We start from the raw sequence: 15,250 nt of genomic DNA, 5'->3' as shown, positions 1-15,250 counted from the left end.
GGGCTGTTCGGTGCCTAGGCTGCGAGCCACGTCCAGCAGGGGGTTCTGGACAGCTGGACACCGGACGGGGGCGGGGGCATGTCGGTCGGACGTCGCGATGCCGTGGAGGAGGAGTTCTTCCGTGATCTGGGCCTGCTGGGAAAGCTCTTCGACGACCACCTGTCCGCCCGGCGGTCCCTGCGCTCCCTGGCACGGTCGGCGCGACTGACACCGACCACCGTCGGCGAATGGTTCAGGGGCAACCGCTTCCCCAAGCAGGAGCATGCGTTCCTCAGGCTGATCGAGGTGCTGGGCGCGGCCCTCGCCGAGGCCGGGACCGACATCGCCCCGGCGGACCGTCACCTGCTCAGCCCGGACGTGTGGGCCACCCGGCACCGGGCCGTCGCGCTGTGGCGCGCCGGGCACGGTGGCAGCGGCGACGGCGAGCAGCCGTCCACCGGGGACCGGACGACCTCCCTCCACAATCTGCGGGACCTGGACAGCGGGGTGTTCCTGGGGCGCACGGAGGAGATGCAACTGCTCCGGAAACTTCCGTCGACCGGCAGCGGGCTGACGGCCGTGACGGTGCTGGGCATGGGCGGAGTGGGCAAGTCGACCCTGGTGCTGCGGCACGCCCGACGCCATCTGACGGCCGGGCGGGGGCCGGTCTGGTGGGTCGACGCGGAGAGCCCCGACCAGATCAGGGCCGGACTGGCCGCACTGGCCAGGGCGCTGGAGCCGGATACCGGGAGCACACCGACGGACCCGGACGCGGCCGCACGGGCGGTGGCCTGGCTGCAGGGCCGCACCGGGTGGCTGATCGTCTTCGACAACGCCGAGGACCCGGCCGACCTGCGCCCCTTCCTCGGCAGCCTGATGACCGGGCAGGTCGTGATCACCACCCGGCGCGACCTGGCCTGGCAGCGGCACGGCACCTTCCTGCGCCTCGGCACCCTCCCGCCGGACCAGGCCGTGACCGTGCTCCGGGAAGTGGCGGAGATCCCGGCGGGCGAGGCGACGAAGGAGCTGACCCGACTCGCCGACGCACTGGGCGGACTGCCCCTGGCACTCCAGCAGGCCGGCGCCTACCTGGCGCAGACGCAGATCGAGCCCGCTGCCTATCTCTCCTACCTGCGCGGTGATCCGGCGACCATGCTGGCGGAACCGGTCCCGGGCGACGCACAGCAGCGCACCATCGCCCGTCTGTGGCACGTCACCCTCGACACCCTGCGGGAGACCAGCCCGGACGTCGTGGAACTGCTGAGCGTGCTGGCGTACTGCGCACCGGTGCCCCTGCCCCGGGACGTACTGGCCGACGCGCTGCCCACCCCGCTGCGCGTCGACCGGGCCCTGGGCGTCCTGGCCGCCTACAGCCTGATCACCCTCACCACCGCGGACGTCTCCGTGCACCGGCTGCTCCAGGCGGTGCTGCGCACCACGACGGTGCCGACGCGCCCGCCGGCCGGTGCGGCGGAGCACCCGTGCCACACCGCCCTCACCTGGCTCGAACGGTCGGCACCGGCCGGTGACCCGGCAGAGGTGACGGACTGGCCGCGCTGGAAGCAGCTGGAGCCACACGTCCAGGCCGTGGCCTCCCACCTGGACGACCGCAACCCGCACCCGTGCCTTGCGACGCTGCTGAGCCGGACAGGCGGCTACCTGAGCGCAAGCGGCCATCCGGAACCGGCCCTGCGGCTCCAGGAACGCGCCTGGCTGATCGCCGAGAGAACCCACGGCTCACGGCATCACACCACGGGGATCCATCTGGGCAACTACGCGGCGACCCTCCACGCGGCAGGCCGGTACGCGGAGGCCGAGCCGCTCCAGCGCACGGCGCTGGAGATCGCGGAGGCCGTGCACGGTCGCGGTCACCCGGCCACCGCGGGACCCCTCGGCAACCTGGCGAGCACCCTGCACGGACTGGGCCGGCGCCGGGAGGCCGCCGCACTGGCGGAGGACGCCCTGCTGCTGACCAGCGCCGAGCACGGTGACGCCCACCCGGACACCGCCCTGCGCATGTGCAACCTGGCCGCCGTGTACTGCGACCTCGGCTGGTACGAGGAAGCCCTCCACCTGGAACAGGACGCCCTGGCCATCACTCGCGCGAGCCGGGGCGAGGACCACCCGGACACGGTGGTGCGCATGGGCAACCTGGCCGCCGTGCACAGCGCGCTCGGGCAGTACGGGAAAGCCCTGGAACTGGAGCGGAGCGCCTTGCGCCTCACCTGTGACACCTTCGGTCCGGAGCACCCCGACACCGCTCTGCGCAGGGGCAACCTGGCCCAGACCCTCATCAGCCTCGGGCAGTACGACGACGCTGCGCGGCACGCGGAGGAGGCGCTGCGGATCACCCGGGCCGTGTACGGACCCGACCACCCCGCCACGGCCGTGCATCTGGGCAACCTCGCCCGGGCGTACACCAAGCTGGGCGCGTACGACAGGGCACTGCCGCTGGACGAGGCCGCCCTGGCCGTCACGCGGGCCCACCTCGGCGACGGGAACCCCGACACCGCGCTGCGGCTGAGCAACCTGAGCCAGTCACTGCGCCGGGCGGGGCGCCTGGAAGAAGCGCTGGCGCAGGCGGAGCAGGCCGTGGCCGTGGCCGAGGCCTCGCTCGGCGAGGAACACGCCGACTACGCCGTCTACGTCAACAACCTGGGCGCGGTCCTCGACGAACTCGGCCTGCACGAGGAGGCGCTCCCCCGTCGGGAACGGGCACTGGCCGTGGCTGAGAAAGCCCTGCCCCCGGGACATCCGGTCACCGCGAACTACGCCAGCAACCTGGTCTACTCGCTGCACCGGCTCGGCCGGTACGAAAGGGCGCTGCCGTACGCTCGGCGGGCCGTGGAGACCACCAGGGCCCAGCTCGGCGAGCAGAGCCCGGATCTCGCGATCCGCCTGCACAACCTCGCCCAGACCCTGCTCGCCCTGGGCGAGCGGGAAGAGGGCCTGGCCGTGCAGCGACAGGCCGCGCTGCTGGCGGAGGAGACCCTCGGCGCCGACCACCCGCACACCGTGCACGTGCGGCGCAGGCTGGCCGAGGCGACCGGGAACGCCGCTCCGCCGACCGGACCGTAGGCGAGGATTCCCCGGCGATTCCCCTCAGGCCTGCCCTACAGCGCCTCCGCGCCCCGTTCCCGGAGGGCCTGGTCGTACTGCTGGAGGACCCACAGCTCGTTCTGGACGGCGGCCAGCTGGGCGGGGTCGCCGGTGGTGGCGAGGCGGGTCATCTGGGACTGGATGTCGCGGATGCGGCGCTCGACGGCGCGGCGGCGGATCTGCACGAGGACCGTACCGGCGTACGTCTCGTCGACCGTGCGGCGCAGGATCGGTTCGACGGCCAGCTCGGTGACCATCGCGCGGACCGTGTCGTCCGGTGCGGCCTCGCGGACGCGGACCAGGTACTCCTGCGGGTCCGGGACGCCGTACTCGGCGCCGCCCGCCTCCGCGATGGCCCGGCGTACGGCGGCGTAGGGCGGGGCCGTGAACTCGTCCATGCCGTAGGCGTCGAAGGCCGGGGAGACCAGTTCGGGGCGCTGGAGGGCGAGTTTGAGCAGTTCGCGTTCGGCGGCGAAGACCGGGTTGCGCAGGGTCAGCGCCGGACCGGAGCCGGCGGGGCGCGGCGCCTCGGTCCACTGGTGCTCGGCCTGCCGGGACCGGCCCTGCTGCTGCGGGCCCTTGCCCTCGCGGTTCCAGCGGGCCAGCTGGGCGACCCGGCGGACGACGAACTGGGTGTCGAGGATACCGAGCATGCCGGCCAGTTCGACGGCGACCTCATGCTGGGCGCCGCTGTTCTTGATCTTGGCGACGATCGGGGCGGCCTCGTCCAGGGCGGCGGCCCGGCCGGCCGGGGTGTCCAGGTCGTACCGGCTCACGATCTGGCGGAGCGCGAACTCGAAGAGCGGGGTGCGGGGTTCGACCAGGTCGGCGACCGCCTCGTCGCCCTTGGCCAGCCGCAGGTCGCAGGGGTCCATGCCGTCGGGCGCGATCGCGATGTAGGTCTCGGCGGCGAACTTCTGGTCGTCCTCGAAGGCGCGCAGGGCTGCCTTCTGCCCGGCCGCGTCGCCGTCGAAGGTGAAGATCACACGGGCCGAGCCGTTGTCCATGAGGAGGCGGCGGAGGATCTTGATGTGCTCGCCGCCGAAGGCCGTACCGCAGGTGGCGATGGCGGTGGTCACCCCGGCGAGGTGGCAGGCCATGACGTCCGTGTAACCCTCGACCACCACCGCCCGGCTGGCCTTGGCGATCTCCTTCTTCGCCAGGTCGATGCCGTACAGCACCTGGCTCTTCTTGTAGATCGCCGTCTCGGGGGTGTTGAGGTACTTCGGGCCGTTGTCCGCCTCGTACAGCTTGCGGGCGCCGAAGCCGACGACCTCGCCGCCGATGTCCCGGATGGGCCACATCAGGCGGCCCCGGAACCGGTCGATGGGGCCCCGGCGGCCCTCCTGGGACAGGCCGGAGAGGACCAGCTCCTTGTCGGTGAAGCCCTTGCCGCGCAGGTAGCGGGTGAGGTGGTCCCAGCCCTGGGGGCTGTAGCCGACGCCGAAGTGGACGGCGGCGGCCTGGTCGAAGCCGCGCTCGGCGAGGAAGATCCGGCCGGTCTCGGCCTCGGGGCTGGTGGCCAGCTGCTCGGCGTACCACTGCGCGGCGATCTTGTGGGCCTCGACCAGGCGGATGCGTTCGCCGCGCTGGTGCGCCGGGTTGTACCCGCCCTCCTCGTACCGCAGCGTGATGCCGGCCTGTGCGGCCAGCCGCTCGACCGCCTCCGAGAAGGAGAGGTGGTCCACCTTCATCACGAAGGTGATGGTGTCGCCGCCCTCCTGGCAGCCGAAGCAGTGGAACAGTCCCTTGCTCGGGCTGACCTGGAAGGACGGCGACTTCTCGTCGTGGAACGGGCACAGCCCCTTGAGGTTGCCGCCGCCCGCGTTGCGCAGCTGGAGGTACTCGGAGACCACGGCGTCGATCGGGACCGCGTCCCGTACCGCCTTCACGTCCTCGTCGTTGATCCGTCCTGCCACGCGTGAATTCTACGGGGGTGCGGTGACAGTCCCGGTGCCCGCGGAGGTCACGAGGTGAGGCTGTCGAGGGGGACGTGCGGGTCGGAGAGCGCCTCGATGTTCACCCGGGCCCGGGAACGGATCAGGTTCTGGATGTGCTCTGTGACATCCCACACGTTCACGTTCATCCCGGCCAGCACGCGTCCCTCCCGCACCCAGAACGCGATGAACTCCCGCTTCCCGGCGTCGCCGCGGATCACCACCTCGTCGTACGACCCCGGCGGCGCCCAGCCGCTGTACTCCATGCCCAGGTCGTACTGGTCGGTGAAGAAGTACGGCACGCGGTCGTAGACGACCTCCTGGCCGAGCATCGCGCGCGCCGCGGCCGGACCGCCGTTCAGGGCGTTCGCCCAGTGCTCCACCCGCAGCCGGGCGTCGAAGAGGCCGAGCGGGAAGGACGCCACGTCGCCGGCCGCGTAGATGTCGGGGTCGGAGGTGCGCAGCCGTTCGTCGACGACGATGCCGCCGCCGTGCGCCCGGTCGGCGATCTCCAGCCCCGCCGCCTCGGCGAGGGCGGTCCGCGGGGCGGCGCCGATCGCGGCGAGGACGTCGTGCGCCGGGTGCTCCTCGCCGTCGTCCGTGCGGGCCGCGAGGACCACGCCGTCCTGGCCGACGATCTCGGTGAGCCGCACGCCGAAGCGGAAGCGGACGCCGTGCTCGCGGTGCAGCTGGGCGAAGACGTTGCCCAGCTCGGGGCCGAGGACGCCGTGCAGCGGGGTCGGCTCCGGTTCGATCACCGTGACCTCGGCGCCGTACTCGCGGGCCGCCGCCGCGACCTCCAGGCCGATCCAGCCGGCGCCCGCGATCACCAGGTGCCCGTTCTCCTGGCCGAGGTGGTGCAGGACGCCCTTGAGACGCTCGGCGTGCGCGAGGCGGCGCAGGTGGTGGACGCCCGCCAGGCCGGTGCCGGGGATGTCCAGGCGGCGCGGCTCGGCGCCGGTGACCAGCAGCAGCTTGTCGTAGCGGACGAGCGTGCCGTCGTCACCGAAGCGGACCGTCTTCGCCGCGCGGTCGATGCGGTCCACGGTCTGGCCGAGGTGCAGCTCGACGTCGTTGCGCGCGTACCAGGCCGGCTCGTGCACGAAGACGCTGTCGCGCTCCTCCTTGCCGAGCAGATAGCCCTTGGACAACGGCGGGCGCTCGTACGGGTGGTCGCGTTCGTCGCAGATCAGTATCACCCGGCCGCTGAAGCCCTCCGCGCGGAGCGTCTCGGCCGCCTTCGCACCGGCGAGACCGCCTCCGACGATGACGAATGTCTGATCCGCGTCGACCACTTGATGCCTCCTCTGGGGGTGCCGCCACATGCGAGCGTCCCGCACGCAGCGTGATGCGGGAAGAGGGTGTGACCCGATCAGGCCACGGAGGGTCATGTTCCTCTCACATATGCCCCGTAAGTCTCGCGTGCAGCGAGAGCGCGGAGGCGTCGGTGAGGGAGGCGATCTGGTCCACGATCACCCGCTTGCGCGCCCGGTCGTCGTCCGCCGCGTCGAACAGCGCCCGGAACTGCGGGTCCAGGCCGTCGGGCGCGCGGGCGGTCAGCGCCTCGGCCAGCTCGGCGACGATCACCCGCTGGTCGGCGCGCAGCCGCTCCTGCTCGGCCCGCTGCATCACGTACCGGTCCGCGACCGCCTTGAGCACCGCGCACTCCATGCGGGTCTCGCGGGGTACGACGAGTCCGGCGGCGTAGCGGGTGAGCCGGCCGGTCCCGTACACGCTGCGCGTGGCGCCCTCGGCGGCCAGGCAGAAGCGGCCGATGAGCTGGCTGGTGGCGTCCTTCAGCCGGGCCTGGGCGACCGCGCTGCCGTCGTAGCCGTGCGGCCACCACTCCTCCTCCTGGAGGCGGTCCAGGGCGGCGGCGAGTTCGGCCGGGTCGGTGTCCGCGGGGACGTACCGGCCGACGGCGACCTGGAACACCGCCTGCCGTTCCGGCTCGGCGTGCAGGCAGTTGGGGTCGATGTGGCCGGCGTGCAGACCGTCCTCGACGTCGTGCACCGAGTAGGCGACGTCGTCGGACCAGTCCATGACCTGCGCCTCGAAGCAGGTGCGGGTGCCGGGGGCGTGGGCGCGGACCCAGTCGAACACCGGACGGTCGTCCTCGTACACGCCGAACTTCCGCGAGTGGGGGTCGGCGGGGTGCCCGCCGCGCGGCCACGGGTACTTGGTGGCGGCGTCCAGGGTGGCGCGGGTGAGGTTCAGGCCGACGGAGCCGTCCTCGGTGAACCGCTTGGGCTCGATCCGGGTGAGGAGCCTGAGGGACTGGGCGTTGCCCTCGAAGCCGCCGCAGTCGTCGGCGAACTCGTTCAGCGCGGTTTCGCCGTTGTGGCCGAAGGGGGGATGACCGAGGTCGTGGGCGAGGCAGGCCGCCTCGACCAGGTCCGGGTCACAGCCGAGGGCGGCGCCCAGCTCCCGGCCGACCTGGGCGCATTCGAGGGAGTGGGTGAGGCGGGTGCGGGGGCTGGGGTCCCACGCCTGGTGGTGCGTCCCCGGGGTGACGACCTGCGTCTTGCCGGCGAGGCGGCGCAGGGCGGCCGAGTGCAGGATGCGGGCGCGGTCGCGCTGGAAGGCTGTGCGGCCCGGGCGTTTGTCGGGTTCGGGGACCCAGCGGTCGACTGACGCCGGGCCGTATGCCGTGGAGAGTGCGGTGCCTTCCATGGGTCGACACTAAGCCACCCCGCGTCCCTCAGGCGGCTTCGGCCGACGCTGCCCCCAGGCTCTGGTCGTAGCGGTGCAGGACCAGGCGGGCCATCGCGTCGTGGGCGCCCAGGGGGGCCGAGGCGATCCACGGCGCCGTCCCCGCGCACTGGGTCGCGAAGCGGCCGGGGGCCGTGAAGCAGGAGGCCACCGCCACTCTGTGGCGTCCCCTCGCCGCCAGCAGGCGCAGCGCCGTCGCCACCGTCGGCGTCGCCGCCGAGGCGTACGCGGGGATCACCGGGACGCCCAGCCGGGCGGACAGCAGGCGGGCCGTGCGACGGGTGTCGGTGGCCGAGTCGGGGTCACGGGAACCGGCCGCGGCGAGGACGACCGCCATCGAGCGGCGGGCGGTGTCGTCCGTCCCGGAGGGCCAGCCGGACTCGGCCAGGCGGGCGTGCAGGGCCTCGGCGAGGAGGGGGTGCGGGCCCAGCGGGGCGGCCAGGCGGGTGCGCGCGCGTGCGGCGCCGGCCATCTCCGGGATGTCGTGCTTGACGTGGTAGCCGCGGCTGAGGAGGAGCGGGACGAGGACGGCGGGGGTGTCACCGAGCGCGGCGAGGGTGTCGGGGAGCAGGGGTTCGTTCAGCTCGATGTGCCCCAGGTGGACGGGGACGCCGGGACGCAGCTCGCGGACCCGGGCCATGAGGGCCCGCACGGTGGTGAGCGCCCGCGGGTCGCGGCTGCCGTGGGCGACCAGCACGAGGGCGGGCGGGGCCGGGCGGCGGCGGCCGAGCGGGGAGACCGGCCGGCTGCGGGTGCGGGGTGGGGTGGACGCCGTCATGGAAGGATCCTGACCGGGAGACGTTGCGGGCCCGTTGCGCGGCCGTCACGGGTATTTACCGTGGGTTCACCGCGTACGGATGCACGATGTGAGGCGAACCGGACCGCCGTCCCCGGCGTCCTCCCTGGTCGGAGGCGATCACTGGGGGGGACCGTATGAAGATCCGTCGACCGCGGTGGCCGCGCACGCGGGCCGGGCAGCGGCGGCTGGTGCAGGCCGTGGTGGCCGGGTGCGTGCTGGCGCTGCTGCCGGCGACCTGGCTGTACGTGTCCACGGCGGACCGGCTGCGGACGACGGCGGACGCGCCGCGCACCGATGTCGCGGTGGTGTTCGGGGCCGGGCTGTGGCAGGGCGAGCCGTCGCCGTACCTCGCGCACCGGCTGGACGCGGCGGCGAAGCTGTACCGGGCGGGGCGGATCAAGGTGGTCCTGGTCACCGGGGACAACAGCCGGGAGGACTACGACGAGCCGGACGCCATGCGCGCGTACCTCACGCGGCACGGCGTGCCGGACGCGCGGATCGTCAGCGACTACGCCGGGTTCGACACCTGGGACTCCTGTGTCCGGGCCAGGAGGATCTTCGGGGTGCACCGGGCGGTGCTGATCAGCCAGGGCTTCCACATCCGGCGGGCGGTGGCGCTGTGCGAGGCGGCGGGGGTGGACTCGTACGGCGTCGGGGTCGACGCGAAACACGACGTGACCTGGTACTACGGCGGGACGCGCGAGGTGTTCGCGGCGGGCAAGGCGGCCCTGGACGCGGTGTTCCGGCCGGACCCGCGGTTCCTGGGGCCGAAGGAGCCGGGGGTGGCGCGGGCGCTGGCCGCCGGGCGGTGAGCGTGCGGTTGCGGCGTGCCGTGACGGCCTGCGGTGACGGCCTGCGGTGACGGCGGCCTCACGGCGGGCGGGGCGGCGCGGGGAGGTCGCCGTGCCGGGGGTGTAACCGGATGCGACACGGGGTCGTAACACGCCGGACGCACGCTGGGCGGTATGGAGAACACCTCGACGCCCACCCACTGCCCGTACTGCGCCTTGCAGTGCGGGATGAACATCACGCCCCTGCCCCAGGGGGGCGTCGAGGTCACCGAGCGTCCGGACTTCCCCGTCAACCGGGGCGCGCTGTGCGGCAAGGGCCGTACGGCGGCACAGGTGCTGTCCCCGGCGGTACGGCTGACCGCGCCGCTGGTGCGGGAGGGCGGCCGGCTGGTCGAGGCGAGCTGGACCGAGGCGCTGGACCGGATCGCCGAGCGGCTCTCGGCGACCCGGGAGCGGTACGGCGCGGACGCGCTCGGGGTGTTCGGCGGGGGCGGGCTGACCAACGAGAAGGCGTACACGCTCGGCAAGTTCGCGCGGGTGGTGCTGGGCACCTCGCAGATCGACTACAACGGCCGGTTCTGCATGTCGTCGGCCGCGGCGGCCGGCACGAAGGCGTTCGGTCTGGACCGGGGGCTGCCGTTCCCGCTGGAGGACATCCCGAAGACCGGGTGCGTGATCCTGGTGGGGTCCAATCCGGCCGAGACCATGCCGCCGTCGCTGCGGTTCTTCACCGAGCTGCGGGAGAACGGCGGCACGCTGATCGTCGTCGACCCGCGCCGGACCAGGACCGCCGAGCAGGCAGACCTGCACCTCGCGCCCCGGCCCGGCACCGATCTCGCGCTCGCGCTCGGCCTGCTGCACCTGGTGGTGGCCGAGGGACGCACGGACGAGGAGTACATCCGGGAGCGGACCACCGGCTGGGAGGAGGCCAGGGCCGCGGCGATGGCGCACTGGCCGGAGTACGTGGAGCGGATCACCGGGGTGCCGGTGCCGCAACTGCGCCGGGCGGTACGGATGTTCTGCGAGCCGGAGGCGGCGATGGTGCTCACCGCGCGCGGGCCGGAGCAGCAGTCCCAGGGCACGGACACGGTGGGCGCCTGGATCAACCTGTGCCTGGCCACCGGCCGGGCGGGCCGCCCGCTGTCCGGGTACGGCTGCCTGACCGGGCAGGGCAACGGGCAGGGCGGACGCGAACACGGCCAGAAGGCCGACCAGTTGCCCGGGTACCGCAAGCTGGACGACCCGGCGGCGCGGGCGCACGTGGCCGGCGTGTGGGGCGTGGACCCGGACAGTCTGCCCGGGCCCGGGCGCAGCGCGTACGAACTCCTCGACGCCCTCGGTACGGACGTCCGGGCGCTGCTGCTGATGGGCTCCAACCCGGTGGTGTCGGCCCCGCGTGCGGCCCACGTCGAGCAGCGCCTGCGCTCGCTGGACTTCCTCGCCGTGGCCGACGTCGTGCTGTCCGAGACGGCGGAGCTGGCGGACGTCGTGCTGCCGGTCACCCAGTGGGCGGAGGAGACGGGCACGACGACCAGTCTGGAGGGCCGCGTGCTGCTGCGCCGCCGGGCGGTCGCTCCCCCGCCCGGTGTCCACAGCGACCTCCACGTCCTGCACGAGCTGGCCGACCGGCTCGGCGTGGAGAAGGGCTTCCCGACCGACCCCGAGGAGGTCTTCGAAGAACTCCGCCGCGCCAGCGCCGGCGGCCCCGCCGACTACTCCGGCATCACCTACCGCCGCCTGGCGGAGGAGAACGGCGTCTTCTGGCCTTGCCCGGAGGAGCCGGCGGGCCCGGGAACCGACGGCGGCGGGCCGGGCGGGGCCGTGGTGGAAGCCGGGGTCGGGGGTGCAGCGGGAACCGGGAGCGGGAGCGCGGCGGGAATCCCCGGTGCGACCGCGGCCGGAGCCACTGCCGGAGCCGGGGACCGAGTCGCGGGCGCGGCGACGCGCACGGAGACGGGCGGGGCTCCCGCCGCCGAGGCCGGTACGGCGTCGGGTGCGGGAGCCGGCGTCGCGGGCGGGCTCGGTGACTCCGTCGGGGGTGACGGCGAGGACGCGGCCCTGGACGCGCTGCCCGACGACCCGGCGGCGGACGCCGATACGCCCGACGCGCTGGACGGCCGTCCCGCGGTGGACGGTGGTCGCGGCGACGGCGTGCCGCCCGTGCACCCCGGTACCCCCCGGCTGTTCCTCGACCGGTTCGCCACGCCTGACGGGCGGGCGCGGTTCGTGTCGGTGGTGTACCGGGGGACGGCGGAGGAGCCGGACGGGGAGTATCCGTTGCTGCTGACCACCGGGCGGGTGGTGGCGCAGTACCAGTCGGGGGCGCAGACCCGGCGGGTGGCGGAGCTGAACACGGCGGCGCCCGGGCCGTTCGTGGAGTTGCATCCGCGGCTCGCGGCCCGGCTGGGCGCGGCGGAGGGCGACCGGGTGGCGGTGGTGTCCCGGCGCGGCCGGGCCGTGGCGCCGGCGCGGATCACCACTGCCATCCGGCCGGACACCGTCTTCATGCCGTTCCACTGGCCGGGCGAGGGCCGCGCCAACACGCTCACCAACCCGGCCCTGGACCCGACGTCCCGGATGCCGGAGTTCAAGTCGTGCGCGGTGCGGGTGGAGGTCCTGGGGCCAGGGAAGTAGCGCGGTTCGGTCCGCCGGACGCGGCACGGCCGGCGGGGTTCGCATAGGTTCGGTACATGGCCGACATCGAGCAGACCGCACGGAACGGACAGGGCGGACAGGGCGGACAGGGCGGACAGGGCGAGCCGTACGACCTGGACGCCTACCTGGACCGCATCGGCTGGAAGGGCGAGCGGCGGGCCGACCTGGCCACCCTGCGCGGCGTGCACCTGGCGCACGCGCTGTCGCTGCCGTTCGAGAACCTGGACCCGGTGCGGGGCGCGGCCCCCTCCCTGGCGCCCGCCGAGCTGATGGCGAAGATGGTCCACGGCCGGCGCGGCGGCTACTGCTACGAGCACAACACCCTCCTGCGGCTGGCGCTGGAAGCGCTCGGCTTCCGGGTGACCCCGCTGGCCGGCCGGGTGGTGGTGGGCGCCAGGACCCCGGAGAGCCGGCCCCGGACGCACGCGATGCTCCGGGTCGAGGTGGCGGGCGAGCCGCAACCGTGGCTGGCGGACGTCGGCTTCGGCGCGGTCGGCGCGCTGCTGCTGCCGGTGCCGCTGGTGACCGGCACCGAGTTCGAGGGCGCCGGGCGCCAGCACCGGCTGGTGCGGCTGCCCCACGAAGGGCCGCTGGAGCTGTGGGAGTTGCAGGCGTACGCGGCGGACGGCGGCTGGTCCGGTCAGTACGCGTTCACGCAGGAACCCTTCGCCCCGGCCGACTTCGAGGTGTTCAACTGGTTCGTCGGCACCCACCCGCGCTCCCCCTTCACCCGCCGCCCCTGCCTCCAGCGGACCACCGCCGGTCGCCATCTCGCCCTGGACGGCGCCCGGTTCACCGAGACGCTCGCCGACGGCACGGTGACCGAGCGGACGCTGACGGACGAGTCGGAGGCGCGGCGCCTGGTCGCGGAGGAGTTCGGCGTCGAGGTGCCCGAGGGGCTCACCCTGCTGGGCTGAGTCAGCGGCGGGAGAGCCAGTCGCCGTCCGCGATCCGGGTGCCGGTGGCCCGCAGCCGGGCGGCGACCCGCGGGGCGGCGAGGTACACCCAGGCCCGGACGGTGCCGCCGGCAAGGCGTACGACGTCCCGGGCCGCGCGGACGTAGAGGTTGCGGGGGTTGCCCGGCACGTACTCCTCCAGCCGGTCTAGCGCGGCGAGCAGTTCCCCGTACGCCTCCGGCCGGGCGGTCACCAGTTCCCCGCGCACGGTTCCGCCGGGTTCCTCGACGGCGTAGGGGTAGCCGGGGCCGTCGTACAGCACGGCGCCGGTGAGGTGCCCCGGTTCCTCGGCGAGGGTGCGGCCGCGCAGGAGGAGGTCGTGGTTGGCCTCGCCGGGGCGCAGGGTGCCGTAGACGAAGAAGGGCAGGGGGCGGAAGTCCTCGCGGGGGTCCTCGGCGATCACGGAAACGATTCTGTACCCCCGCCGGCTCCCCACACATCTCCATGAAGTGGCTATGGACACGACATGTCATGGCCACTTAAATCTCGGTGACACGAGCGCCAACCCCCACGCCTAGCCTGGCGCCTCCCCGAGGAGACAGATGAGCCGGATACGGCAGCACGTCCGAGGAACCCGTCGCACAGCCACCGCCGGTGTCGCCTTCGCCACCGCGACCCTGCTGGCCGTCAGCCTCTCCCCCGCCGCCCACGCCGACGGCAGACCGACCCGGGCCACCGCGATCGAGAACGCGGCGTCGGCCCTGCTGGCCCACGCCTCGACCCTGGGCCTCACCTCCGCCCAGGACACCAGCGTCCGGGACGTGATCGTGGACAAGGACGGCACCCAGCACGTCCGCTACGACCGCACCTACCGGCAACTGCCGGTCCTTGGCGGCGACTTCGTCGTCCACCTGGCCCCGGACGGCGCCTACCGCAGCGCCGACCGCGCCACCCGGCAGGCCGTCGCCGTGCCCTCCGTCACCCCGAAGGTCTCCGGCCCGCAGGCCGCCGGCCTCGCCGTGAACGCGCTGCGCGCTGCCAACCTCGGCAACCGGCTGAAGCAGGTCAAGGCCAAGCCGGAGCTGGTGGTCGACGCCCTGCACGGCAGCCCCCGGCTGGCCTGGCGGACCAACGCCGCCGGCCTGGACTCGCTGGGCAACCCCGTCGCCCGCACCGTGCTGACCGACGCCCGCACCGGCGCGCAGATCGACGCCTGGGACAGCATCGAGACGGCCACCGGCGACGGCGCGTCCCTGTACGGCGGGACGGTGCCGCTGGAGTCGACCCAGTCCGGGTCGTCGTACCAGCTGAAGGACCCGACCCGCGGCAACACCTACACCGGTGACGCCGAGGGCAAGACCGACCTGTGCTTCTTCGGCATCTGCTTCAGCCGGGCCCCGGCGACCCTGTTCACGGACGCCGACAACCACTGGGGCACGGGTACCACCGCGGACCGCGCCTCGGCCGCCGTCGACGCCCAGTACGGCACCAACGAGACCTGGGACTACTACAGATACGTCCACGGCCGCAACGGCATCGCCGGCGACGGCAAGGGCTCGTACAACCGCGTCCACTACGGCAACAACTACAACAACGCCTTCTGGGACGACAGTTGCTTCTGCATGACCTACGGCGACGGTGACGGGACCACCTTCGGGCCGCTGGTCGCCCTCGACGTCGCCGGGCACGAGATGACGCACGGCGTCACGTCGAAGACCGCCGCGCTGACCTACTCCGGCGAGTCCGGCGGCCTGAACGAGGCCACCTCCGACATCCTCGGCACGATGGTGGAGTGGTACGCGAACAACTCCTCCGACACCGGTGACTACCTCATCGGCGAGAAGATCGTGAAGTCCGGCTTCGGCAAGGCGGCCCTGCGCTTCATGGACAAGCCGTCCAGGGACGGCAGTTCCGCCGACTACTGGAGCTCGTCGGTCGGCAACCTCGACGTCCACTACTCCTCCGGCGTCGCCAACCACTTCGCCTACCTGCTCGCCGAGGGCAGCGGAGCGAAGACCATCAACGGCGTCGGCTACGACTCGCCGACGTACAACGGCTCGGCGGTCACCGGTATCGGCCGGGACAAGGTCGGCAGGATCTGGTACCGGGCGCTGACGGTCTACATGACCTCGTCGACGAACTACAAGGGCGCCCGTACGGCCACGCTGAACGCCGCCAAGGACCTCTACGGCGCGAGCAGCGCGGAGTACAACGCCGTGGCCGCCGCCTGGAGCGCGGTCAACGTCACCTGACGCGAGCGGCGCCACGGCCGGGGGGCCCCCCGCCCCCGCGGGGCGGCGCGGGGGGGGGGGGAGAGATCGTGAGAGCGCCCCGCGCCCCGCCACACCCCACCCCCCCCAGCCCCCTCCCCCCCCACGCGGG

General features: G+C 73.5%; 10 protein-coding genes. 5 read left to right on the top strand and 5 right to left on the bottom strand.

Features of this window, described 5'->3' with window-relative positions:
• The first annotated feature begins 78 nt into the window (after positions 1 to 78).
• The gene (locus tag ABZ923_RS20645; protein WP_361473663.1) at positions 79 to 3,057 is read left to right on the top strand and encodes a tetratricopeptide repeat protein; all 2,979 of its coding nucleotides are present in this window, start codon (positions 79 to 81) and stop codon (positions 3,055 to 3,057) included.
• 35 nt (positions 3,058 to 3,092) lie between these two features.
• Here ABZ923_RS20645 and dnaG read toward each other — a convergent pair whose 3' ends face one another.
• The 4 genes from dnaG to ABZ923_RS20625 form a co-directional block, all read right to left on the bottom strand.
• Positions 3,093 to 4,997: a DNA primase gene (dnaG, locus tag ABZ923_RS20640; protein ID WP_361473660.1), complete on the bottom strand. Its 1,905-nt coding sequence runs from the start codon at positions 4,995 to 4,997 to the stop codon at positions 3,093 to 3,095.
• Positions 4,998 to 5,044: 47 nt separating this feature from the next.
• Positions 5,045 to 6,310 carry an FAD-dependent oxidoreductase gene (locus ABZ923_RS20635; protein ID WP_361473657.1) on the bottom strand — a complete coding sequence of 422 codons (1,266 nt, stop codon included), beginning with the start codon at positions 6,308 to 6,310 and terminating at the stop codon, positions 5,045 to 5,047.
• 103 nt (positions 6,311 to 6,413) lie between these two features.
• Positions 6,414 to 7,688 carry a deoxyguanosinetriphosphate triphosphohydrolase gene (locus tag ABZ923_RS20630; protein WP_361473655.1) on the bottom strand — a complete coding sequence of 425 codons (1,275 nt, stop codon included), beginning with the start codon at positions 7,686 to 7,688 and terminating at the stop codon, positions 6,414 to 6,416.
• A gap of 28 nt (positions 7,689 to 7,716) precedes the next feature.
• Positions 7,717 to 8,505: a sirohydrochlorin chelatase gene (locus tag ABZ923_RS20625; protein ID WP_361473652.1), complete on the bottom strand. Its 789-nt coding sequence runs from the start codon at positions 8,503 to 8,505 to the stop codon at positions 7,717 to 7,719.
• Positions 8,506 to 8,660: 155 nt separating this feature from the next.
• On the opposite strand from ABZ923_RS20625, the gene ABZ923_RS20620 reads away from it, so the two are divergent.
• The 3 genes from ABZ923_RS20620 to ABZ923_RS20610 all read left to right on the top strand — a co-directional run bounded on the left by ABZ923_RS20620 (position 8,661) and on the right by ABZ923_RS20610 (position 12,889).
• Positions 8,661 to 9,338: an ElyC/SanA/YdcF family protein gene (locus ABZ923_RS20620; RefSeq protein ID WP_361473650.1), complete on the top strand. Its 678-nt coding sequence runs from the start codon at positions 8,661 to 8,663 to the stop codon at positions 9,336 to 9,338.
• A 153-nt stretch (positions 9,339 to 9,491) separates the two neighbouring features.
• Positions 9,492 to 11,951 (top strand): molybdopterin oxidoreductase family protein, encoded by a 2,460-nt coding sequence (locus ABZ923_RS20615; protein WP_361473647.1) that lies wholly within the window; start codon positions 9,492 to 9,494, stop codon positions 11,949 to 11,951.
• 56 nt (positions 11,952 to 12,007) lie between these two features.
• Complete coding sequence (locus ABZ923_RS20610) at positions 12,008 to 12,889, top strand: arylamine N-acetyltransferase (RefSeq protein WP_361473644.1); 882 nt, start codon at positions 12,008 to 12,010, stop codon at positions 12,887 to 12,889.
• A 1-nt stretch (position 12,890) separates the two neighbouring features.
• Here the strand turns inward: ABZ923_RS20610 and ABZ923_RS20605 are convergent, their stop codons facing one another.
• On the bottom strand, positions 12,891 to 13,331 hold the full coding sequence (locus ABZ923_RS20605) for a gamma-glutamylcyclotransferase family protein (protein WP_361473641.1): 441 nt from the start codon (positions 13,329 to 13,331) through the stop codon (positions 12,891 to 12,893).
• A gap of 139 nt (positions 13,332 to 13,470) precedes the next feature.
• On the opposite strand from ABZ923_RS20605, the gene ABZ923_RS20600 reads away from it, so the two are divergent.
• Positions 13,471 to 15,120 carry a M4 family metallopeptidase gene (locus tag ABZ923_RS20600; RefSeq protein ID WP_361473638.1) on the top strand — a complete coding sequence of 550 codons (1,650 nt, stop codon included), beginning with the start codon at positions 13,471 to 13,473 and terminating at the stop codon, positions 15,118 to 15,120.
• The last annotated feature ends 130 nt before the right edge of the window (positions 15,121 to 15,250 follow it).

Origin of the sequence: Streptomyces sp. NPDC046881 (assembly GCF_040645015.1) — a bacterium.
Classification (GTDB): Bacteria; Actinomycetota; Actinomycetes; order Streptomycetales; family Streptomycetaceae; genus Streptomyces.
Note: the sequence above shows the minus strand (reverse complement) of the source record. Positions and strands in the feature narration are given on the sequence as shown.

Excerpts from the sequence above, each read along its gene's own strand:
- ABZ923_RS20620 (WP_361473650.1), top strand. The coding sequence starts at position 8,661 with ATGAAGATCCGTCGACCGCGGTGGCCGCGCACGCGGGCCGGGCAGCGG.
- ABZ923_RS20600 (WP_361473638.1), top strand. The coding sequence starts at position 13,471 with ATGAGCCGGATACGGCAGCACGTCCGAGGAACCCGTCGCACAGCCACC.
- ABZ923_RS20615 (WP_361473647.1), top strand. The coding sequence starts at position 9,492 with ATGGAGAACACCTCGACGCCCACCCACTGCCCGTACTGCGCCTTGCAG.
- ABZ923_RS20645 (WP_361473663.1), top strand. The coding sequence starts at position 79 with ATGTCGGTCGGACGTCGCGATGCCGTGGAGGAGGAGTTCTTCCGTGAT.
- ABZ923_RS20610 (WP_361473644.1), top strand. The coding sequence starts at position 12,008 with ATGGCCGACATCGAGCAGACCGCACGGAACGGACAGGGCGGACAGGGC.
- ABZ923_RS20625 (WP_361473652.1), bottom strand. The coding sequence starts at position 8,505 with ATGACGGCGTCCACCCCACCCCGCACCCGCAGCCGGCCGGTCTCCCCG.
- ABZ923_RS20630 (WP_361473655.1), bottom strand. The coding sequence starts at position 7,688 with ATGGAAGGCACCGCACTCTCCACGGCATACGGCCCGGCGTCAGTCGAC.